At 68.3% G+C, this 23,301-nt stretch carries 7 protein-coding genes; 1 reads left to right on the top strand and 6 read right to left on the bottom strand.

The annotated features are described in order from the left end of the window. Window positions 1–67 precede the first annotated feature (67 nt). From SNAS_RS10630 to SNAS_RS10610, 5 genes are all read right to left on the bottom strand, one after another. Window positions 68–9,136: a Tc toxin subunit A-related protein gene (locus tag SNAS_RS10630; protein WP_013017420.1), complete on the bottom strand. Its 9,069-nt coding sequence runs from the start codon at window positions 9,134–9,136 to the stop codon at window positions 68–70. A gap of 30 nt (window positions 9,137–9,166) precedes the next feature. Next, window positions 9,167–17,263 carry a SpvB/TcaC N-terminal domain-containing protein gene (locus SNAS_RS10625; protein WP_013017419.1) on the bottom strand — a complete coding sequence of 2,699 codons (8,097 nt, stop codon included), beginning with the start codon at window positions 17,261–17,263 and terminating at the stop codon, window positions 9,167–9,169. Between the two features lie 344 nt (window positions 17,264–17,607). Then, a complete protein-coding gene (locus SNAS_RS10620) occupies window positions 17,608–18,381 on the bottom strand; it encodes a cytochrome c biogenesis CcdA family protein (RefSeq protein WP_013017418.1) in 774 nt (257 codons plus the stop codon). Between the two features lie 3 nt (window positions 18,382–18,384). Next, on the bottom strand, window positions 18,385–18,579 hold the full coding sequence (locus SNAS_RS32645; RefSeq protein WP_144300456.1) for a TlpA family protein disulfide reductase: 195 nt from the start codon (window positions 18,577–18,579) through the stop codon (window positions 18,385–18,387). 400 nt (window positions 18,580–18,979) lie between these two features. Further along, the gene (locus SNAS_RS10610; protein ID WP_013017417.1) at window positions 18,980–20,161 is read right to left on the bottom strand and encodes a DUF418 domain-containing protein; all 1,182 of its coding nucleotides are present in this window, start codon (window positions 20,159–20,161) and stop codon (window positions 18,980–18,982) included. Window positions 20,162–20,334: 173 nt separating this feature from the next. Here SNAS_RS10610 and SNAS_RS10605 point away from each other — a divergent pair, with 173 nt between their 5' ends. After that, window positions 20,335–20,865 carry a DinB family protein gene (locus SNAS_RS10605; RefSeq protein WP_013017416.1) on the top strand — a complete coding sequence of 177 codons (531 nt, stop codon included), beginning with the start codon at window positions 20,335–20,337 and terminating at the stop codon, window positions 20,863–20,865. Between the two features lie 12 nt (window positions 20,866–20,877). On the opposite strand, the gene SNAS_RS10600 is transcribed toward SNAS_RS10605, so the two are convergent. After that, window positions 20,878–23,118: a HelD family protein gene (locus tag SNAS_RS10600; RefSeq protein ID WP_013017415.1), complete on the bottom strand. Its 2,241-nt coding sequence runs from the start codon at window positions 23,116–23,118 to the stop codon at window positions 20,878–20,880. Between the last annotated feature and the right edge of the window lie 183 nt (window positions 23,119–23,301).

Raw genomic sequence — 23,301 nt, 5'->3', positions numbered from 1 at the left:
GCGCCGTCGACCCGCGGACACGCGCCGGGGGACGCCACGTGGCGTCCCCCGGCGGTTTCAGGGAGTATCAGGTCAATCGCAACTCCAGGTACAGCAGCACATCGAGGACCTTCGACGGGTCCAGTGCGGAGGCGTCACCGGGTTCGGGGGAATCCGGTCCCAGGTCTCCGGCGTCGGTGACACGCAGCGTGTGCGTGCCGAGCATTCCGGAGGCGAAGGCGGTGGCGACGTCCTTGCTGTAGACGTCCCCCAGTTCCGGGTCGGCGCTGAAGCCGCTGAACGCGGATCCGTTGAGGTTCACGGCGAACGAACCGGCCGTCAGGCCCTCGGCGGTACGGACCAGCAGCCTCGCCGTCGAAACCGTCAGGTCCCGTCCCCGCAGGAACACCGGCAGGTGCCGGTCGGTCAGCTCGATCGGGACCGCGGTGCCGCTCGGCGAGTGGATCAGCCGGTCCAGGGCGGCGCCGAAGTCCTGGCGCAGTCCGTAGATCCGTCCCACCGCGTTGCTGGACAGGTAGTTGACGATCGTGCCGTCGATGGCGGAGTTCATCTCCTCGACCTTGCCGCGCAGCACACCGTCGGCCTCGGCGGTGTAGCTGATGTGGACGATCACGTCGGTGATGGTCTGGTAGTCGAAGGGACGGAACGACTTGGGCAGTTCCAGTCGCCACGCGCTGACGGCACCGGCGCCCTCGAAGGGCATGTACCGCTCGTCGCGGAAACTGAACTCGAAGACACCCGAGTCGTTCTGGGCCGTCGAGGTCGCGATCGACACCGAGCGCCGCAGCGGCACCGCCATCAGGTTGGCGTCGCCGAGTTTCGGCTCGGGTCGGATCTTGCTGCCGGTCAGGGTCAGCGAGGCGCCCACATTGGTGTAGGGCCCGGTGACGCTGGGGATGGTCAGCCGCACCGACTTGATCCGGCGCTTGTACTGGCCCGGGTAGAACAGGTCGAAGAAGACCTCGGGGATCTCGAAGTCGCACTCCCCGTTCTGCCGCAACGACATCAGGGCCTGCGCCGAGACCTGCCCCAGCGAGAACGCCTGGTCGATCTCCGGCGTGCGGTAGTTGGTCTCGATGAACCGGCGTTCCATGTTTTCCAGGTCCACCATGAGCTTCTCGCCGGCCAGCAGCCCGGCCCGGTCACCGTCGTAGTAGTTGCCGCGCAGCAGCGTCGAGGTCTCGTCGCCGCGTTCGAAGCGGTAGGCCTGTTCGGCCAGCCGCGCCGAGGCGTAGGCGCTGTTGTAGGCCTCGCGGAACAGTCGCTGCATCGTGGACGACATCCAGGTGTACAGCGCGAGGTTGCTGAAGCGTTCGCCGTACAGCTCGAAGACCTCTTCGGCCTGCTCGATCTGTTTGCCGTGGATCTCCAGCGAGCGCTCGGCGATGCGGCGCCGCAGCTCGGCGATCTCGCGCTGGGTCTCCAGTTGCTCCAGTTCGTGGTCGGCCAGTTCCTTCTGGTGCTGCCAGCCCTCCTCGCGGCGGGTGAACCCGGCCTCCAGTCCGGCCGAGGCCGACACGACCTCGGCGACCTTGGCGGTGTCCGACAGCATCTGGCCCCAGGCCTTGATGCTCGAACCAAGTTCCACGCCGCCGTACTTCATGGCGAACGGTGAACCCAGTTGCGGGATCAGCGACAGCACGCCAGCAGTCCCCTGCAACAGGGCGCCGCCGATGAAGGTCGCCGAGGCGGTGTGCTTGGCCACCTGCTGGGTCCGCTCCCAGGCGTTGAGCCCGCCGTCGACGAGACCGGCGAAGTAGTCGCGTTTGTAGGTGACCGCGGCGATCTGCTGGTCGAGGGTCTCCACGGCGTCGGCGGCGATGTCGATCTCCCATTCGCGCACCCGGGTGGACATCTTCAGCAGGTTCTGCTGGTGGACGGCCCGCAACCGGGTCAGTTCCTCGGCGTCCTTGCGTTCCAGGGCGCCCTGCAACGCGTTGCCGAAGGACTGCACCACCGAGGTGTGCTGCTTGGCCTTCTCGATGAGATAGGAGAAGCGGTACGGCGGCAGGTCGCCGGAGGTGGCGCCGAGGACGTCCTCGATGGACAGACCGGCGGCGCGGGCGCGCACCAGCAGCCTCGGGTCGATCTCGGGGGCGAACAGCGCCAGCTGCCGCTTGACGCCCTGGATGTCCAGGCAGTTGCGCAGCTTGTAGAGCCGGTCCTCGACCCGGTCCCAGTAACCCGACAGTTCCTTGTTGGCCGGTACGCAGAACACCGGGGTCAGCTGGCGGATGATGCTCCAGCCGAACATCGGGACGCGTTCGAAGTCGCGGATCAGTGGACGGTTGAGGTCCACGACGCGCGAGGAGATCCCGTCCCGGGTGCCGCCGCCGTTGCCGGCCGCGCCGATCAGGTCGCCGATGGTTCCGGCCCGGTCGCTGATCGCGGCGCTGGCCTTGGCGGTCTTCTGCGTGCCCGACCAGGAGGCCGTGTAGGTGCGGTTGACCTGGTCGAAGCGTGCCACCCCGGCGTCGGAGACCTGCGGGGCCACCGCCTGGTCGGCCAGGGCCGAGGCGGTGATCTCCAGTTTGGTCCTGGTCTCCTTGCTGGGACCGGGGTTGCCGGTGTAACGCGGCGCGGCCACGCTCACCAGTTCGGCGACGTTCTCCGGTTCCGGGTCCGGCCGGACCGGCTGCCGTTTGACCGCGGCGTTGACGAAGAACCGGGTCACGTCGCGGTCCAGCGCGAAGGTCAACGGCCGCTTGTCGATCCCGTAGACGAACCGGGAGGGCGCGGCCACCCACAGCAGGTTCTCCAGCTCCACCAGGAAGTCCGAGCCCTTCTTCACCAGCGGGCCGATCTTCTCGTAGGTGCGCGGCACCACGGCGCCCTCGCCGCAGGAGCCCAGCTTGGCCGGGCGCGGGCCGAGGATGTCGGATGCCATGACGTACTTCATGGTGGCCTCGTTGGTGGACTCCATCGTGAACTGACTGAACAGGCTGTCGCCCCAGTCGATCAGGTTGTCCACATAGCGCATCACGATGCACTTCTGGTACGCCGACAACCGCAGCCGCGCGATCGCGTGCGGGTTGAACGGGTCCTTCTTGTACACCTCGATGGCGGCCGGGTCGGTGAGGACCTCACGCAGCTTCGGCATGGTGAGGCCGCGGAACTCCGAGTACCGCCACACCCGGTCGCGCCGCATCCGGGCCGCCTCGGCGGGCGGCACCCACCAGGGCACGTTGATCTCCTCGGCCGAGGTCGGGTCGAAGATGTAGCTGTACCACTGTTGCGCCGCCTCGAACTTCTGCTGTCCATTGAGGTGGTTGGCGACAAGGAACGGGATGTGGAAGAAGATCTCCCGGAAGTAGGTTCCCATCGCGCCGGTGAAGTCCAGCCTGCCCGAGCGGATCTGGTTGCTGACCTGCGAACCGGTGAACCACACCTGCGGATAGCGTTCACCCAGCGCCTTCTGGGAGGCGGTGGCCAGCAGCTGGTCGACGCCGCCGGTGAACAGGGTCCGGTTGAGTTCCTCGCCCAGGGTGGTGCCGAAGCGTTTGGCGACGTACAGCGAGCCCGGCCGCGCGGCGCCCTGCAGGTAGATCAGGTCGCTGTCGAGGTCCATGATGCCGTCCGACAGCGAACCGTTGACGGTGGTCATGTCCGGGTTGGTGAACACGTACGCCAGCGGCTCCCGGTAGTAGACGCTGAAGTTCAGCAGGAACGCCTGCCACCAGGACTCGTTGACCTGCGCGAGCCGGTCGACGCGCCGTTTGTCGGCGATCAGCGAGGCGTTGGCGTAGCCGTCCATGGCGAAGAACCAGGGACGCGCGGCGTACAGCCGGTGCCAGCCGAACTCCGGCCGCGACTCCAGCAGCGGGCTGGCCTCGGCGCCGTGGACGTTGCCGCTGGCGTGGGAGTCGATGGCCTTGCGGTAGAAGTCCACATCGGCGCGCATCTGGAAGTTGCGGCCGGTGACGCGGACCTCGTCGCCGTACACCTGCGGGTAGACCCGGTCGAAGGCGGCTCCGCCCAATGAGTACCCGTCGACGGGTTCGGGGTGCATCTGGGTGTCGAACTTCGGGGTCAGCATCTTCTGGAAGGCCGCCATGGCGTCGCTGAACCGCCAGTTGGCCATCGCCGAGTTGAACGCCTCGCGTTCGGCCGCCTCGGCCAACGGGTCGTCGATGATGCCCTCGCCGGTCGGGAACTGGCCGCCGGACAGCGAGACCTGTTGCGGCGGTGACCATCGGCCGTCCAGCCGCAGCGTGGTGTACTTCAGCGACATCTTGTGCTTGTAGCCGACGAAGTTGGAGCCGCCGCCCGAGACGGCGTTCTTCGGGTTGGTGGTGACGTCGGTCCAGAACACGTACAGCCTGCCCCGGTACACGACCGGCGCGACCTTGCGGACCGGGATCTGCACCTCGACCTTCGTCCAGGGCCCGTACTCCACGCCCTTGCCCGCGTCGGTCTCGCCGAAGTAGGCGTTCTCGACGCGACGGTAGTAGAAGGTCGGCGGGTCACCGGGGGTGACGCCGAACAGGTGCAGGATGTCGGTCCGGCTGGCCCAGTGCTTGTCGTGGTAGGCACCGGCGACGGACAGTTTGGACAGTTCGTCGAAGCCGCTCATGTACTGGCTGTAGCTGTCGAGCACGTTCTGCTCGTTGATCTCCTGCTGCAACAGCACCGACTCGAGGTCCTCGAACAGCGGCGTCTTGTCGTCGCGCAGTTCCGGCTCGATGTAGTTCTCCGGCCACAGGAAGACCTTGCGGTTGGCCTCCCACACCCGGTAGTTCTTCCGCCAGGCCCACTCGTCGCGGGGAATCGCGGCGGGCGGCACGGCGGTGCGCTGCGGGTCGTCGGGGGCGCGCCGGTCCTGCTCCAGGTTCATCAGGATCCGGTGCACGTACAGCTGGGCGCTGGAGATGGCCGCGACCAGCTTCGAGGTGCGCGCGCAGCCGTCGAACTGCGGATCGACCAGGAAGTACTGGTAGATCTCGTTGAGGGTCTCCAGTTCCGGGTGCACCGAACGGATCAGGTAGTCGGTGAGCCCGTCGCGCCGGCGGTTGGCGATCCGGTCCCCGAAGGGTTCGAGTTTCTGGGCGAACTCCTTCTCGTCGGGGTACTTGGCGCGGAACGCGGCCAGCATCGCCTCGGCGGCCCGGTTCAGTTCCACATAGTCGTCGGAGACGATGAGTCCGAGGGTGTCTCCGCCGACGCCCAGGTAGGTCGCCAGTTCGACGGCCCTGCCGAGCACGTACAGGGCGTCGGGGGCGTTGTCCGGCAACGACAGGTGCGGCAGCAGGGTGGCGATCATCGCCTCCTCGGTGCGCAGGGTCGCGGCCAGTCGCGCCTGGTCGGTGCCGCCGAACTTGGTCACCGGGTCGAAGGTGGCCAGGCAGTGGCGCAGGTCGTCGACGCTGACCGGCGGCAGTTCCGGCGCGAAGGCGCTCTCACCGGCCAGGGCCGCGAAGCGCGCGTACACGGCCAGTTTCCGGATCGCGGCGATGTCGATGGTGGAGAAACCGGCGATGCCGAACAGCCCGGCGTGGGTGCGGATGAACACCAGCGAGGCCGCGTCGAACACTTTGGACTTGAACAGCACCGTCAGCGGCACCAGTTTGGTGACCAGCGTGACCAGCGGGGCGACCGCGCCTCCGTGCAGCGCGGCCACCAGCGCCGGTGAGGACAGTGAGGTTCCGGTCATCGCGACGAGTTCGCTGATGCGTTCGGCCGCGAAGCCCAGTTGGGACGCCAGCCGCGACGGCAGGATCCGCGAGGAGTGGTGCCGCAGCAGGAACTCCCGGAGCTCGGGTTCGGCGACGGTGACGCCGGGCGGGATCGCCAGCGGCGTCGCCGGGTTGAATCCGGCGACCAGTCGCAGCGCGCCGCTGCCGCCGGGGACCGGCTCGCAGGCGGCGGCGTTGGCGGCGATGATGGCCTTGGACTGGGTCTCGGTGATCCCGGGGACGAACGCGAACACGGTGTCGGCGAACTCCAGCGACTTGTCGGCGGCGATGCGCGCGACGATCGCCTCGGCGGCGGTCTGCGGGTTCGGGTAGCTGTCCGGACGGGACGGGGTGCCACCGGTGACGACGGTGAGATCGTCCAGTTTGTAGCCGCTGGTCTTCCACCAGGCGTGGAACTCCAGCAGCTGACCCAGTTCGGCCAGCTGGGACACGTGACCGGCGGGCAGCGCCGCCAGGCCGATGAGGGTGAACAGGTCCGCCCCCGACAGCCGCAGCAGCTGACTGAGCCGCGCGTGCCGGTACAACAGCGTCAGGTTGGCCGCCGTCAGCAGGAAACCGCGATCGTCCTCGTCGGGCGCGGTGATGTCGGCGCCCAGAGGCACGGCCAGTTTGCGGATCAGGACGCCCAGGACCTCGTCGCTGACACCGAATCCGGCCAGCAGCCGGTGCAGAGTGTTGTCGGCGGGCGAGGGCACCCCGGCGGTGCGCAGCGACGGGTGCACGAAGCTGACGGTGTCCATGGGCAGTTCACCGTCGAGCCGCACGAAGGTCGGGGTGTTGAACAGCCGGTCGAACAGGGACGGTTTGCCGTCAACGCCGGTGTCCGGCAGCGGCGCCCACAGTGAACTGTTCTGTTCGGCCGAGATCGAGAACCGTTTGTGCACCGCCAGGACCTTGACCATTTCCTCCAGTGTGGCCTGGCTGAGTCCGCCGGGCACCCCGGTGGCGGCCAGCTGCGACAGGATCAGGTCCGTCTCGGCGACCGACCACGGCAGCAGCCGCTGCAACCGCGCCAGCCGGTGCAACCGGTCCAGCGAGGTGGCCTTGAGGCCCTTGACGCGTTCGACGTCGTTCTGGACGCTGTCGGGTGAGCTCTTGAAGGTCTTGAACTCGATCGGCTCGGCGCCGTTGGCGGTCACGAAGGCGGTGGCGGTCAGCTCCCCCATCCTGTCCCGGTCGATGCCGGTGAAGCGGATGAACTCGCCGCTGGCGATGGGGTTGATGATGTCGCCCGGGCCCACCACGAAGGGCACGCCGTACACGCGGCGCAGGAAGTCCATGTCGGTGTTGGGCGTGATGATGAGTTCGCGTTCCTGCTGCGAGATGCCAAGCGCGGCTTGGGTTCGCACCGTGGACGAGACCGTGAGGATGTTGGCGACGTCGCCGCGGTCGCGTTCGAAGTGGGACAGGTAGGCGTTGAGTTTCTCCAGCGGGAAGTGGAACGGCTGCCGGAACGAGTCGACGACGGCCATCAGCTTCAGCCGGTAGACGAAGTCCTCGACGGCGGCGCGGTCGGCGAGGTCGCCGCCGTAGCCGCCGCGTTTGGCCAGGTAGTTCTCCAGGATCTCGTTGATGATGTCCAGGTACCGCACCAGCGTGTTGGTGTTCTCGCAGGTAAGCGGGAGCGTCCACATGTCGGGGCGCCGTTTGTGCAGGTCCAGCGGATCGTCCTCGTCGTCACCGGAGAAGTAGGGTTCCCGCACGTGTTCGTCGATGAAGGACATCAGGTCGACGTAGTAGGCGGCCGGTCCGAGGATGGACTGGCAGTGCGAGCACGAGCAGTAGTCCTGCGAACCGAACAGGTCGGAATAACCGTCCAGCTTCTTCAGGTAGTCCTGAATGGAGGGAAGCAGGTTACCGACGAAGATGTCGCCGAAGCCGCCCTTAAGCAGGTCTACGATGGACACCAGGCTGTTGGTGGTCTTGGACAGCGAGGTGCGCGCGTTCTGGTGGTAGCGCGCGGCCACGTCGTCGGCCAGCTGGGTGCGGGCCTTGAAGGCGTCCAGGCTGGCGGCGCCGATGGCCGTCGCGGTGTGGTATCCGGTCTTGAGCAGAGTGTGGGTGTCGGCGACGTCGTCGGTGATCGCGAAGGCACGCTGGTAGGACTTGAGGTCGGAGACGACGAGCTTCTGTTCCTTCTCGTCCATCTCGCCGAAGTTCAGCGCCGACTTCTCCTCGCTGTCCGGCGTGTAGTCGCGGGTCAGCAGTTCGGCGGTCGGATTGAGCTTGTAGACGGTGCGGACCAGGTCGACGCGCTGCGCCATCGCCTCGGCCTTCTCGGCGGCGGAGGCGTCGGAGGCCAGCACCTCGTCCAGTTTCAGGCCCGGGTGCAGGTTGACCATCTCGACGAGTTCGTCGCGAGCCTCGCGGGCATCGTCGTCGTCCACCGTGGCGCGTCGCATCACGTCGACGACCGAACCGTTGCGGCGACTGCTCTTCTCTCGCAACGCGGACAGCTGCGGTTCGACGCGTTCGATCTTGGCGGCCAATCGTTGCGGGTCCTTCTCGTCCAGGACCCGCACCATCAGGGCGTCGGTCGGGTACAGGCCGGTCATGGACCGGTCGAGCCGGTCGGCGAAGTCCTCCTTGGACAGATCGCCGGGTGGGGTGGCGCCACCGCGGTCGATGACCTTCAGCCAGCCTTCGACGCCCAGCGACACCAGTTGCTTGACGCTCGGGACGCCGTTGCCGACGTCGGTGCCGCGCGGTCGCTTCTTCTCGTCCGACTCACCCTCGACGTCCACTTCGGGCTCGGCGTCCGTCGCGTCCTCGCCGTCGTCCTCGCGGGCCCGGACACCGTTGGCCGCCAGGCCTTTGCGCAGCGCCGCCGCGGTGTCGGTGTTGTCGTCGGACAGGTGGTACAGCGAGGCGGTCAGACCCAGGGAGGTCGCCTGGTCCGGGGTGACCACGTTCTTGCCGAGCATCTCGTTGATGTTCTCGTCGCGCAGCTGTCCCGGACTGGTGGAGTGGTCCAGAATGGTCGCGGCCTTGTCCAGCGAGATGTCGGAGCCGACCGCCAGCTTCACCACCCCCGCCTGCTGGAGTTCGTTCTGGAATAGCGGGTGCTCGCCGACCTTGACGGCCGGGGCCGCCGGGTCGGTCAGCGAGGACGAGCGGGTCAGGTCACCGAGCTTCTCGATCGCCTCCTGGGCGACCGCGGCGGGGACCTTCTGCGTGCTCAGCGAGTCCAGCACCACCTGCGTCAACGGACGCGCGGCGGTGGTGCCCATCTTGAAGTCCACCTTGGGCAGCGCGGCCTGCAGCTGCGCCGAGGTTCCCGCCAGCGCCGCGGTCACGGTGGTCTTGCGCTCGCCGGCGGCCTTGGCGTCCAGCATCGGGAACAGCCTCGGATCCTGAGTTCGCACATCGGCGAGCGGGACCTCGGAGAGCTTGTCCAGCGCGAGCAGCTGCGCCGGGGTCATCTTTGGGTTTGTTGTCGACATGTGGCCCTCCAGGGCGTGAATGCGGGTTGACTAACGAGAGGAGGATTCTGGTGTGGACTGTGATGCCGGTGGTGGGGCCGGACTGTCGTCCGACAGCCATTCGCCGAGCCGGGCGCCCCAGTAGCCGCCGGAGATGAGCGAGCCGGGTATGGCGATCCGGATCGCGGTGCCCCAACCGCGCGACAGGAACCAACGGGCACTGCCGATCGTGAACTGGCGGCTGACGTAGTTGTTGGTGAACGCCGGTACCGCGAACAGGTTCCAGCCCGCGTTCTTGAGTCCGTTGGGGATGAACCGGCCGACGAAGCCGCCGTTCTGTTCGAAGAACCAGTGGTGCAGCTGCATGCCGTTGGCGCCGCCCCGGGCGTTCCAGTACGCCCGCCGGATGGAGTCGTAATTGCGGCTGTCCCAGAAGAACCGGGCGAAGCTGGACCTGGTGAAGTTCCGCCAGGCGCGGCGCCAGAACCGGCGGGTGAGCATCCGCGAGGCACTGGTGGCCAGGCGTCGCCAGAACACCCGGGTGAACAGCGGCGCCAGCCGCCGTCCCAGTTCCAGCACGCCGCGGAAGAAGCTGCGGATGCCGACGCTGGCGAACAGGGTGACCAGCGAGAAGACGGACAGTGCGGTGTAGAGCATCTGCCAGCCGGAGCCGTGCAGCCAGCCCATACCGCCGGGGATGCCGCCGGAGCGTCCGCCTTCGTCGCCGCCGAACTCGAGGTTGGTGTACCCGGCGATCTGGGCTACCCGGTCCATCGTGGTGGGTGACCCGCCGCCGTTGCCGGTGCTTCCCGAACCGCCACCGGCACCGCTGGGGGTCCCGTTGGGGTTGCCGTTCGGATTGCCGCCCGGGGCGCCGTTGGGACTGCCGCCGGACTGTCCGCCGCTTTGGCCGCTGCCCGCGCCGCCGTGTCCGCCGCGACCGCCCCGGCCGGAGCCGCCGTCGGGACGCGGATTGCCGCCGGAACCGGTGCCGGTCTGTCCGGGACGGGAGTCGGAGCCGCCACTGCCGGAGCCCGGCGCGCTGCCTCCGGTGTCGCCGCCGCCGGGGGTCGAACCACCCAGGTGGCGACTGTCGGTGCCGTCGTCGGATTGGCTTCCCGCGCCGGTGCCGCCCCCCCCGAGCACTCCGTGCTCGAGGTCGCCGCCGACCCGACCGCCGACCGCGCCGCCAGCCACGCCACCGGCCTCGCCGCCCTCGAAACCGTCGGGAGAGCCGCCGGGCGCGCCCTGAGCCGAGCCGGTGGGTGAACCACCCGAACCGCCACCGGTACCCGGGTTCGTCCCGGTGCCGCCGCCCGGCCGGGAACCGGAGCCGCTGCCGGTTCCGGTCGCACCGCCGCCGGGTCCGGCCCCGGCCGCGCCGGTGCCGCCTCCCGGCGCGGTTCCGGTGCCGCCCCCTCCGGTTCCGGTGCCGGTGGCACCCGAGCCGGGTCCGGTCCCGGTCGTGCCGGTGCCGCCGCCTCCGGTCCCGGTGCCGGTTCCCTCACCGCCGCCGGTTCCGGTTTCGGGGGTCGTGGACCCGTCGCCGCTGTTGGTGCCGGTTCCGGCGTCCGTGCCGGTGCCGGTGCTGCCCGCGCCGTTGCCGTCCGGGCCTGTGGTGCTCTCGCCCGAGCCGGTGCCCGATTCGGTGCCGGTGCCGTCTGCGGAGGCTTCGCCGCCGCCCGGGCCGGTCGAGGTGGTCGAACCGGCACCGCCGCCGTCACCGGTTTCCGCACCGCCACCCTCGGCGGTGCTGGAGCTCTCGTCGATCGAGGCGTCCGTCGCGGCCGCGTCGGCGCTGTGGCTCGGCGTGCTGTTGCCGCCGCGCCGCCGCCTGGGGGTCACCCGCACGGTCGTGGCGTTGCCGCCCTGCCGCAGCACCCGACGCAGCAGCGCCAGGTACTCGCGTCGGCTCATGACGGTCGGAGCGTCCGAACCCGGCAACCGGACGATCGCCAGCTCACCCTGGTTCCACAATCGCACCTGGGCGGGTGTCAGGCGGACGCCGCGCAGCGCCTCCGGCAGTTCCGGCATCTCCACGACGTGGTGTTCGCCCTGTTGGGTCTCGGTCGTGGTGGTCTGGAGGCCGTTCGGGTCGGCGAAGGTGACCGGATTGTTGCGGACGTACACGTACAGGTTGGTGCCGTCGACCGGCCCCATCGGGTCGGCGCTGATCCAGCGTCCGGTCCAGGCCGCGTAGTAGCGGTGTCCGAAGTAGTACAGACCGGTGGCGTCGTCGTTCTCCTTGCCGGAGAAGCGATAGTCGCGCATCCGCACCTCGCGCAGCGAGTCACCGGCCACGAAGGCGGTGCCGCCGAACGGGAAGTACTCCTCGTAGCTGACCACGGCCCCGGCCTCGTCGAGTTCGAGCTCGGCCGAGTCGAGGTGGTTGCCCAGTGGGTACCGCACCCGCACGTCGTCGACGTCGTCGGTCTCGCGGCCGGTGGTGTCGGTGTTCCAGCGGTGGATCAGCGCGACCCGGCGGTTCTCGTCGGTGACCAATGAGGTCAGACGTTCCAGCAGCGTGGATCCGTTGGAGCGGATGCGTTTGATCTCGCAACCGTCGAGATAGATCTTCTCGGTGGTCTCGACCTGGCCGGAGACCAGCCGTGTGAAGACCTTGCGGACGCGCTGGCCCGCGCCGTCGTAGCAGTAGTACTCGGCGTCGTCGGGGTCGTCGTCGCGTTCGATGACGACCGCGCGCGACAGCGTGCCCCGGTAGCTCCACTCCATCCGGCGCAGGTGCGCCAGCCGGATCACGTTTCCGGCGTCGTCGAAGCGGTCCTCGGGGTCGGGGACGGTCACACCGGAGGGTTCCAGCGCCGGGAGGCTGCGGTTGGAGATCGACGAGATCCACATGTCGCTGACCCAGGTTCGGCTGGTTCCGTTGTGCCGCATGTATCGCCGGTTGCCGACCGCGTCGTACTCGTAGGTGCGGCTGTAGCGTTCCACGGCGGCGCCGTTGTTGAGGCTCAGATGCCGGGTGCCCTTGACCGTTCCGGCCCCGCCGGGGATGTAGTCGTGTTCCAGCAGCGCCTGGTGCACCCGCCCGGTGGCGTTGATCAGCCGGTAGGCGGCGTCATAGGTGTATGTGGACTCCGGCGAGACGGTCAGTCCCGTGATCGGGCCGCCGCCGGGTTGCTGCGCGTTGTCGCGGGCTCGGATCACGTTGCCCACCGGGTCGTAGGTGTACTCCACGTCGCTGAGGACCGTGGTGCCCCGGGTGGCGGTGCGCAGCGCGGTGCGGAAGGTCTCGGGGTCGTAGACATAGGACAGGTCGACGCCGTTGCCCAGTGCGGCGGCCACCCGCTCGCCCCTGGCGTTGTACTCGACGCCGTCCAGCACGTCGAGGTCGGTGACCTTGCCGTCCGTCGTGGACACTCGCACCCGGGTCAGTCCGCCGCCGGCCGCGTAGGTCATGGTGCGCACGCTGTCGTCGGCCAGCCGGGCCCGGGCCACCCGGGACACGGCGTCGTAGTCGTAGGCACTGGTGTGGGTCTCGGGATCGAGGGCGACCGGGCCCGACCAGTCGGGTTCGGTCGTGTAGTCGCTGGCCAGTCGCCGCGACACCCGCAGCACCTCGCCGAACGGACTGTAGGAGTCGAACTCCTCGGTACCGGCCTGGTCGCGTTGCCGCACCAGCAGTCCCCTGGCGTTGCGGTCGGCGCCGTCGGGCACCGCCTCGCCGTAGGTGAACTCCTGCACCCGGCGTCCGCCGACCTCGACGGCCGTCGGACGGTCGAGGCTGTCGTACTGGTGCCGGATGTGCTCGCCGTTGGGGGTCCAGCTGTGGGTCTCGCGGTCGTAGACGTCGATGACGCAGAACTCGATGCCGGCGTCGACGGAGTCGGTGCGCCACGAGCGATCCATCATGTCGCGGTAGTGCCGCAGGGCGGCGATGCCGCGCGCGTCGGTCGTGGTGATCTCCGAGCCGTGGACGTCACGGTCCACGGTGGTGACGCTTGGCGGCTGTCCCGCCGTGGTCACCTGCGATGTGGCCACGACGCCGCCGTCGGTGTCCAGGTAGGAGATCGTCGGGGTGTCGGCGTGCGGGACGGTCTGGTCGTAGGCCCGGCGTTCGGGTTCGGTGGCGGGCAGCGATTCGCGCAGCAGCCGGTAGCCGGAGTCCTGCACGGTGTCGTTGCCGTCGTAATCCGTCACCGACCAGGGGCCGCGTTCGATCCGCTCGAAGGTCTGGTTGGGGAAGTCGTGCCGCGTCAGCCGTCCCAGCGCGTCGTGGCGGTAGCGGTGCTCGGCGCCGAAGGTCGCCAGCTCGGTGTCGGATTCGTATGCGGGGGTGCCGGTGTAGAACGGTTCGTACAGCCGCACCGACTCCTGTTTGAGGTTGTAGCTGACGTGCCCGTCGGCCAGCCAGCGCTGCGGCACCGGCCCCAGGACCGGGTTGCCGTCGGGGCCGAGGATCAGGTCGCCGCCCTCGTCGCGCCGCACCGCGTCGCCGGGATCGACGAGCTTCTTGGTCTGGAGCGGACGACCGAATCCATCCACATAGGAGATGATGACACCGGTGCGGTCGGGGGTCGGTGCTCCGCCGTGCGACAGCTGTTCCCGGACCAGTCGCACCACGACGCTCGGGGCACCCAGCTCGTAGTGCATGAAGGACGCGGCGTTCTGGACGTACGCGTCGGGGTCGTCCAGCACCTCGGCCACGGTGGGCGCGGGCTGCGGGTTGTAGTCCGCCAACGGATCCTGCCCGTAGTCGACGCCGTCGACATCGCCGTGGACGGTGGCCACCGAGGCCACACCGAGCGGGTCGAGAATGGACTCGGTGACGGTGCCGTTGGGGTCGACGGTGCGGTTGACCGCGAGCCTGCGGTAGTCCAGGGACGCGGTGACGACGTTGTCCAGCGGATCGGTGACCGACACCGGCGCGAACTCGGCCGCGTCGTAGCCGTACACGGTGCGGCCGCCGTCGGGCCTGACCGCGCGTTCGACCAGGTTGAACCGCTCCCCGTAGTGCAGGGTCTCTCCCGAACGCCACCAGTAGCCCTCGCGCAGCGTGTATCCGGCCTGGGTCAGCATTCCGGCGGTGATCTCGCCGTCCCCGACGGTGTTGGCGAAACCGGTGGTCAGGCAGGCTTCCTCGGAGTGGTGGGGCCGCGTCACCGCGCCGACCTGCCCGTGCGGCAGCGCGGCGGTGCCGGAGTTGTTCCAGAAGTACGCGCGCCGGGCCCCGATCAGTCGCGCGGTGGGGAACGGCGACGGGGTCGCGTCGAAGGCGATGGCGGTGTCGACCGCGTCGGCGATCTCCTGGCGCAGCGCGAGGTAGTCGAAGATCCCCGACTCCCCGGGGAGGAAGCCGGTGAGTTCGTACTCGTCGCTGGCGACGTCGATGCCCGGTTCCCAGCGCTGTGGCTCGTCGACGGTGAGCGCGTTCAGCCGGAACGCGGCCATCCGCAACTTGGTCTGCTGTGGAGTGTCGGCGGTGCCTCTTCGGGGATAGCTGACGTTGCACCGCAGTGAGGCGATGCCCTCGGCGGTGACGTCCAGGGTCATCTCGTGGGTGAGACGGGGATCGTCGGCGACTCCCTCGTAGACGGCGGCCAGCCGCTGTGCCCGGTAGGCGCCGACGGAAACGTCGTGCCCGGTCACGCCCTCGGCCAGTTTCCGCGCGCCGTAGGACAACCGAGTCACGGCCAGCGGCACGGCCTCGCGTTCTCCCAGCGGTGTCACCGGGAAGCACTCCTCGCGCAGCGGACGCCCCGCCAGGCCCACGACGGCGTGCTCGTACTCGCCGGGCAGCAGCGCCGCCGCGTCGTCCACGACGTGGAACGGCAGCGGTGCCTCGTCCGGGTCGCCGTTCCAGGCGTCGATGAGCCGCGGCCGGTTGGTCCCGGGGTGGAACCATTGCCGCACGCACGAACCCACGGTGTCGGGCCCCGCGTCGCCGTCGGTGTCCCAACGGTCGACGGCGCCGAACATGAGCAGCCGCTCCTCGTGGTCGAACCGTCCATCGTGGTACTCGAACCGACTCAGCGCCCGGGCTCCCCCCACCAGGTCCCGGGTCTCATGCGAGTTGACGACGGTCGTGTGCGACGGCAGTTTCGTGCTCCACTTGCGATTCGCGCGCCGGTCGCGCAGATAGTGCTCCGCCGAGGTCGTGTAGGTCAGCGAGTGCCGGGCCCCGGTTCCGGTGTCGAGCTCCGTGATCAGGTGCGGCTTGATCCCACTGGTCAGCCGCAGGAACCGGATGTCGTCGGCAGAGTCGGGATACGGCGAGGACCACACCAGACACGGGGTGCCGTCGCCCAGGAAGTCCAGCACCCGAACCGTCGACAGATTGTCCACACTCACCGGAATCCGGCCACCGGGCAGCAACCGGTTCCCGGACGCGTTGTACCACCAGCGGACCTCGTTGGCCCCCAGGTACACGATGTCGGCGGTACCAGTGCCGTCGAGATCCACCAGCAGCACCCGATTGACGTCGAACTCGTGGTCGGGCGCGAACACCGGCGCCCCCGCCATCAACACCGGCTCCCCGAACCGGCCCCGTCCATGCTGCGGCCAGTACTCAACCCGCCCGTTGCGCACCCGCACCTGATCGGCCATACCGTGCCCGCACATGTCGGCGAACCGGAAGTCGACCTGCCCCACCTCGGCGAACGGCGCGTCGGCCGCCGCCGGAAGCTCATGCGTCACCGGATCCCCGAACCCCCGCTCCCCCAGCGACGGATACCAGGTGAACCGCTCCGCGTCGGCGAACACCAGCTCGGCCCGGCCATCCCCGTTGACGTCCAGCCACTGCGCCCGCCCCTGCGCCGACTCCAGGTGCGGCAACTCCTCGAAGCTGCGGAAGCCCCGCCACGTCTCGGTGTCCCGGTCGAACGCGTAGAACCCACCGCTGCGGCCGTGCAGCACCGCCAGGTTCGGGTTCCCGTCGGCGTCGAAATCCGCCAGCGCCACCTGATCCAGCGCGTAAGCGGGCCGGGCACCCACCAGTGTCTGCTGCCCGAACCGCCCGTTCCCCTCGTTGCTCTTGTACAACCACGCCTGCGGCGTCTCGGTCAGAATCCCCGGCAGCCCGTCCCCGTACAGGTCCATCCAATGGTTGCGCCCCGTGATGCCCCCCGGCGTGTTCCGAGCCGCCTCGACCGGCGCGTCCCCGAAATAACCCTCCACTTCGGGCTCGGTATACGTGAACGACAGCGGGGGCACACTCCTGTCGTCCTCCCCACTGAAACCCGTGTAGTTCACCGCGGTCAGCCGACTGCCCGACTCGTCCAACACGTGGTCCAGATCGTAAGCGGCGACGAGTTCCTCCCCACCCAACGCCGCGAACTCGTGATACTGAGCGATCCGCTCACACAACCGATAGGTACGGACCTCAAAACCCGCGGTGTACGTCGAATACGCGTCGGGCCTGGCGGTGTACTCCAACTCCACCCGCAACCGCCAGGTATTGCCCTCCGGCACCGCCTCGTCCGGACCCAGCGGCTCCGAATTACCATAGTAGACATTCCTGAGGTACCGCTGCGCCGTCGCCCCACCCCGCCCCCGCTCGAACGGCTCGTTGCGGTCCCACTCATCCAGGGTCGAGCGGTCCTCTTTGTCGTACTCGTAGAACACCGCGTTCCCAGCGGTGTCGAACTGCCGCTCCACCAACCACGAGAACACCCGCCCCGGCTCCTCGGGATCGAAGATCCGCGTCGAGTCATCCGGGTTCAGCCCGTATATGGACAGCGTGTTCGAGGTGTCCCGGGTACGCCAGTGCACCCGCCCGGTCTCATCGTTCGTCCACTGTTCCACCCGAATGTGCGAGTCCTCGCGCCGAGCCCGCCAGCGCTTCACGGTGTAACCGTCGACCCCGAAGGTCTCACTGGTGGGAACCAGTTCCCCAGACAGACTGAACGAGTACACCTCCGAGCTGTCATAACTCGGCAACCGCCCCCGGGTCCCCACGGACACGGCCAGCTGCCCGTCCAGCGCCCACCCCGTCCCGAACGGCGACGGCGTCCCGGTCGAGTCATACCGAAGGCTCAACTGTGGACCGAACCCACCCCTCCCGAGCGTCAGCTCCAGGGGCACACTGATGAGAGCCCGCCCCGTCAGGGGGTCCACCCGCACTTGATGTTTGACAGCCAGTTCGGCGGGATCTTTCCCGGATAGAGTGATTCCCAAGTCAGTGCTCATCGCGGCACCACCATTTCTGAGCGCAGGCATGTACGTCTGGACACAACAGACTTATCGACCGCGGCGACAGATTCGTGCCGGTTATCTCACGCGACGCTACGGGGAACGGTAATCGCGCGAGCATGCGGAGAGTGAGAGCCTAAGTACCCTGAAGGACTGTGCTTTCGTAGTTATTCTGAGTGATCAGCCGTTCGGGTAGCACTTAGGACGGAGGGTTGAGTTCGAGGATGCCAAGCGCGGGAAGGTAAACGCGTGCTCCATCATCAGCTCGGCCGCTCGCGGCGCGTCAATACCGGAGGCGGGCTTCCAGGGGCCAACGTTGCCACCACGCGCACTGGGGTGCCTCAGAAGACCGCCTCGACCACCATCGTCAACCAAGCCTGGATCTCCGATGCCGCCGCGACAACCGGGTCGTCGGTGTCACCACCTGCGGCCACTCTCAGCTCATACCACCCGTAATAGGCGACATAGGCACCCGCGACCAACAGCAGCGCCCCGGCGATCCGGCTGACGAGCGGAAGCGCCCGGCGCACCCGCTTCACCAGCCCGTCCTTGGCCAGCGCGATCGCCAGTGACACCACGCCGATCACCAGCCCCATGCCCAGCGCGTAGGCCAGATACAGACCCACGCCCGCCACGACGGACTCGGTGCGGAACGTCGACACCACGACGGCCAGGAACGGCGCGATGGTGCAACCCAGTGAGGCGATGGCGAACGCGGCACCGAACACCGTCATCGACACGAAGGAACGCCGGACCTTCGGTCCGCCCAGTTTGGGCACTATGGACGGCAGCTCGCGGCCGAGGGCCAACCAGACTCCGGCCGCGACCAGCAGCAGTCCGATGACGATCGTCAGCCATGGCAGGTGCTGGGTGAGCCAGGGTGCGAACGGGGCTATGGCCACACCGAACAGTCCGAACACGAGCACGAATCCCAGCGTCATGGCCGCGGTGAGTGCCAGGGCTCGGGCGATCGTCGTCCACCAACGGCGGGTGGTGGGTTCCTCGTCTCCGGTGATCAGGAAGGTGGCGTAGGCGGGCAGGAGTGCGAACCCGCATGGGTTGACGGCGGCGAGCGCCCCGGCCACGAGGGCCAGGGCGAAGGGGAAGTCGGACACCGGTTAGCCCGCCAGGTCGGCGATCTTGGCGCCGAGGTCGGCGTCGGCGATGCTGCCGGTGAAGGTCACCTTGCCGTCGCCGTCGATGAGTACGTAGGTGTGCTGGCTGGTGACCTCGAACTTCTTCCACACCTTGCCGTCGGGGTCGGCCAGGTTGGTGATGTCGTCGATGCCGTGGTCGGCCACGAACGTGGTCATGTTGTCCACGCTGTCGTCCAGCCCGGCGACACCGACGACGCTGACGTTGTCGTTGGCTTTGGCCGCCTTGGCGACCTCGTCGGATGCGCCCTGGACACCACGGGGCCCAGAACCACAGCACCACCGGCTTGCCCGTGAGGCTGGAGCCGTCGAAGGATTTGCCGTCGATCGTCTTGCTCTTGAAGGACAGCGAATCGGGTGTTCCCTTGTCGGAGCTGTCGTTGTCGGTCGAGGTTTCGGTGTCCTTCTTGTCGTCGGCGACGGGATCGCCGCCGCTGCCGCATCCGGAAAGGGCGAACGCGACAACGGCGGTCAATACGATGGCAAGTCCACGGATTGTTCTCATATCGGGGACATTAGGACGCCTATGGGCGCAAGACCCTTACGAAATCATGACGAGTCACCGGTTCCGGTGGATCAACGATCGCAGCAGGGTCTCGGCCGGGCCCGGTATGCCCTTCAGTGCCAGCGTTCGCGCCAGCGAGACGCCGACGAGCCACACCAGGAACGCGATGACGACGGCTCCGGCCTTGTGCACCTGCGTGCCGAGACCAACGAGGTCGTAGTTCATCAGGAGTGCCAGGCTCAGCGAGATGAACAGGTACACGCTCATCGATCGCTGTCCCGCCGCCGCCAGTGTTTTGGTGATCGTGGTCTGGCGCCGCTCCATGCGCATGCCCAGCAGACCGAACAGCGCGGTGTAGCCGATACCGGCGAACACGCCGGTGAGTACCTGGATCGTCGACAGCACACCGAATCCGTAGTCGCTGACGTCGAATGCTCCAGCCCCGGCCAGCGCCGACGGCAGTGCTCCGGCGACCGAGGCCGAGATGCCGACGATGGCGAGGCGCTTCAGCAGTACCTGGTGTTCGTGCGGGCGTTCCAGCAGTCCCTTGCGGGCGGCCCAGATGCCGATGACCACGAACAGCAGCATCGGGAAGATGAACGTGTTGCCCAGTGGTCCGGCCACGATGGCCGCGATCCGGGTGAGCCAGTCCCCCATCGTCGTGTAGCCGGGGTGGATGAACGGTTCGGAGCTGGAGCCCGTGGCACCGGCGCTGACCATCATGAGCGCCACGGTGACCGCGTAGAACGGGGTCAGGATCGCCAGCGCCTTGCCGAGTTTGAGGGTGGGGCGGTACAGCAGCCATCCGATCGTCAGTCCCGCGACGCCGTACGCCGCCAGTACTTCGCCGCTGTACGCGAGTAGCGTGTGGACGGTTCCGAAGACGATCAGCCATAGGCTGCGGCGGCGCAGGATTCGCTTGGACTCCGCGTCGGTGAGTCCCTTTCGTTTGGCGCCGTTGACCAGCATGACCAACCCGTAGCCGAACAACACCCCGAACATGGGGAACGCCCGGTTCTCCAGCAGCAGGGTGGTCAGGAAGCTGACGATGTGGTCGATGGCGGAGCCGCCGGGGCGATGGCCGTAGCCGCCGACCGAGCCCGTGGTCACGTAGATCGGGGCGTAGGCCATGGCGATGAGCAGCAGCATGAAGCCGCGGGCCAGGTCGGGGGTGAGGATGCGGCGGGTCGGGGTGGCGGTCTCGGTGAGGGTTCTCGCCGCGGGCAGATTGTTCACTGTGGACTCCAGGTGGCGTTCTGTTGTGCCGAAACGAATGCACCATCGAGTCTTCCGACGCGGTACAGCGGACACAATGGGGAAACTCCCACCCTCGGGGTCTGCGTTACCCCACCGTGCGGGGGTGCGAAAACCGCTTGTCAGGACAAAACGTCCTCTGGCAGGCTCACCCGATGCCGGAAACCGTGATTCCCGTACTGCGTTGGCAGTTCGACCTGACCTGGGCCCTGTTCGAGATCCACCTGGAGCCGTTGTCCGACGCGGACTGCCTGTGGGAGCCCGCCGATCGGTGCTGGACGGTGCGAAAGGGTGACGACGGGGTGTGGCGCGCGGACTTCTCCGAGACCGAACCCGAACCGGCTCCGGCGACGACGGCGGGCTGGTTGACCTGGCACATCGGCTGGTGGTGGTCCTCGGCGCTGCGGGCCGTGGCCGGGGAGGCCCCGTATGCGCCCGGGGAGGTCGCCTGGCCGGGAAATGCCGCCGCGACCGTGGACTGGCTGCGGTCGCTGAAGGCGGAGTGGACGAAGTATCTGGACGGGTTGACCGAGGCGGATCTCGGTGCCCCGGCGCCGTTTCCGTGGCCCGACGGCGAGCACACCGTGGCCCGGCTGCTCGCGTGGCTGAACGCCGAGCTGATGAAGAACGTCGCCGAGATCGGTCACCTGCGGCTTCAGCGCGCCGCCCTGGGGCAGACGCGCTGAAGCCCTTGGGCGTCAGGTGATCCGCAGGATGCCCAGTCGCTGGGTGGCGCGGGTCAGGGCGACGTACAGGTCGCTGTGACCCCGGCCCGATTCGGCGACGATGGCGTCGGGGTCGACGACGATGACGGCGTCGAACTCCAGTCCCTTGGCGTCGCGGACCGCGAGGACCGTGACCGACTCGGGGCTGCCGATGGCGTCGTTGATCTCGCCGATGCGCTGGCGGGGACCGATGACGCCCAGGCGTCCGCTGTCGAGGCCGTCCAGTTCGGCGCCGACGCGTTTGCGCAGCGCGACGTCGAGGTCGACGTCGGCGACGGTCTCCTCCCACGGCGGGACACCGGTGGCGCGCACCGCCCGGGGGACCCGGGCGTCGGGGTCGATGTGGGCCAGTTCGACGGCGGCGCGTTCCATGATCTCGGCCGGGGTGCGGTAGCCGACCGACAGTTCCTCCAGCCGCCAGCGCCGCACGTAGGGTTCCAGGATCTGGTTCCAGGACGCCGCACCGGCTTCCTCCCCGGCCTGGGCGAGGTCGCCGACGATGGTCATGGAGCGGCTGGGGCTGCGGCGCATGATCATCCGCCAGGCCATCGCCGACAGTTCCTGGGCCTCGTCCACGACGATGTGCCCGAAGGTCCATTCCCGATCGGCGGCGGCACGCTCGGCTGTGGACAGATACTCGTCCTCGGCGTGCCGTTCGCCCAGCAGGGTCTTGTCGATGACGTCGGTGGCCATGATGAGGTCGGCGTCGGGGTCGGCCTCGTCCTCCAGGTCGATGGAGCGGGAACCGAACACGATGTCGAGCACGCCCTGCGCGTAGGCGGCGCGGGCGCTGTCGCGACGGGCCCGGCGGGCGCGCGCCTCGGAGTCGTCCAGGTCGCCGAGCAGTTCGGCGGCCTCGTCCAGCAGCGGCACGTCCGAGGCGGCCCAGCCGCTGTGTGGGCCGCGGGCCAGCCGGGCGCGCTGTTCAGCGTTCAGGTGCGGCATCGCGACGGCCATGCGTTTGGAGGAACCGAACAGGCCCGCCAGCAGCTGCTGCGGGGTCAGGTTGGGCCACAGCCAGTCCATGACGGCCAGGACCTCCGACTCACCGGACAGTTCGCGGCGGATCTCGGCCAGATCGGCTTCCGACAACAGGTTGTCGCCACCCAGGGGGTCGGCGCCGACTCGCTGGGCGGCGGCCTCGGTGAACGCGTCCAGGACGGCCTCCCGCAGTACCTCGCGGGCCTGGTTGTGCCGCTTGCCGCTGGCGCGGGCCTTGGCGCGGGCCCGCTCGCAGGTCTGTCGGTCCAGGACGAGTTTGCCGTACTCGGTCTCGGCGTCGACGACGGTCTTGGGCAGCTGCTGCCGGTCGGCGACAGCCGCGGCGATGACGTCGACCATCGCGATGTCGCCCTTGACGGCCGCGACCCCGGGATCCTCCTCCCGGGTCGCCTCGACACCCGGGTACAGAGTGGACATCGTACGCAGCAGGACGTCGGTCTCGGCCAGTCCCGGCAGCACGTCGCCGATGTAGCCCAGGAACGTCGAGTTCGGGCCGATGAGCAGCACCCCCCGGCCCGCGAGTTTCTCGGCGTGTTCGTACAGCAGGTACGCGGCCCGGTGCAGCGCGACGGCGGTCTTGCCGGTGCCCGGACCGCCCGCCACCACCAGGATCCCGTCCAGTTCGGACCGGATGATGGCGTCCTGTTCGGACTGGATCGTGGCCACGATGTCGCGCATCTTGCCGGTGCGCTCGGCGTCCAGGGCGGCCATGAGCGCGGCCTCCCCGGTCAGCTCCTCGTGCCAGGAATCCCGGGGCGCCCCCAGGTCCAGCACCTCGTCGGTAACGCCGGTCACCTTGCGCTGCCTGGTGTTGATGTGGCGCCTGCGCCGCACGTCACCGGGACGGGCGGCGGTCGCCAGATAGAACTGCCGCGCCGCCTCGGCCCGCCAGTCGATGAGCAGCGGATTGTGCTCGGCGTCCAGGATCCCGATCCTGCCGATGTGGCGCACCTCGCCGTCGGTCAGGTCGAGCCGCCCGAAACACAGGTCGTTCTCCACCGCCGTGAGCTTCACCATGTCCTGTGTGTACTTGGTAGCGACGGACTCCCGGAACCGCTGTGCCACCGGAGTGTCCTCCGACTGCAACAGCACCTCCGCCCGCCGCGTCTCGGCCCGTTCCCGCAGCGCGTCGAGCCGTCCGTAGACCTCGTCCAGGTGCCGCTGCTCCTCGGCGAGAGTCTCGGCTCGCGTCGCATCCACCCGATTTGACAAATGCGCTCCTCGTCTGATAGCATTCACCGTACGACAGTCTATTTTTGACTGTCCATTTTTTCGCCAACTGACGACTATAGCACGTCAGGCATGTCGCGCCCACATTCAATTCTGCCCGTGAAGCGGCCGCGTAACAATCGTGAAACGACGGCGACGCGACATTCCCAAGTTCACCCGCCAGTG

It is taken from the genome of Stackebrandtia nassauensis DSM 44728 (genome assembly GCF_000024545.1).
Lineage (GTDB): Bacteria > Actinomycetota > Actinomycetes > Mycobacteriales > Micromonosporaceae > Stackebrandtia > Stackebrandtia nassauensis.
Note: the sequence above shows the minus strand (reverse complement) of the source record. Positions and strands in the feature narration are given on the sequence as shown.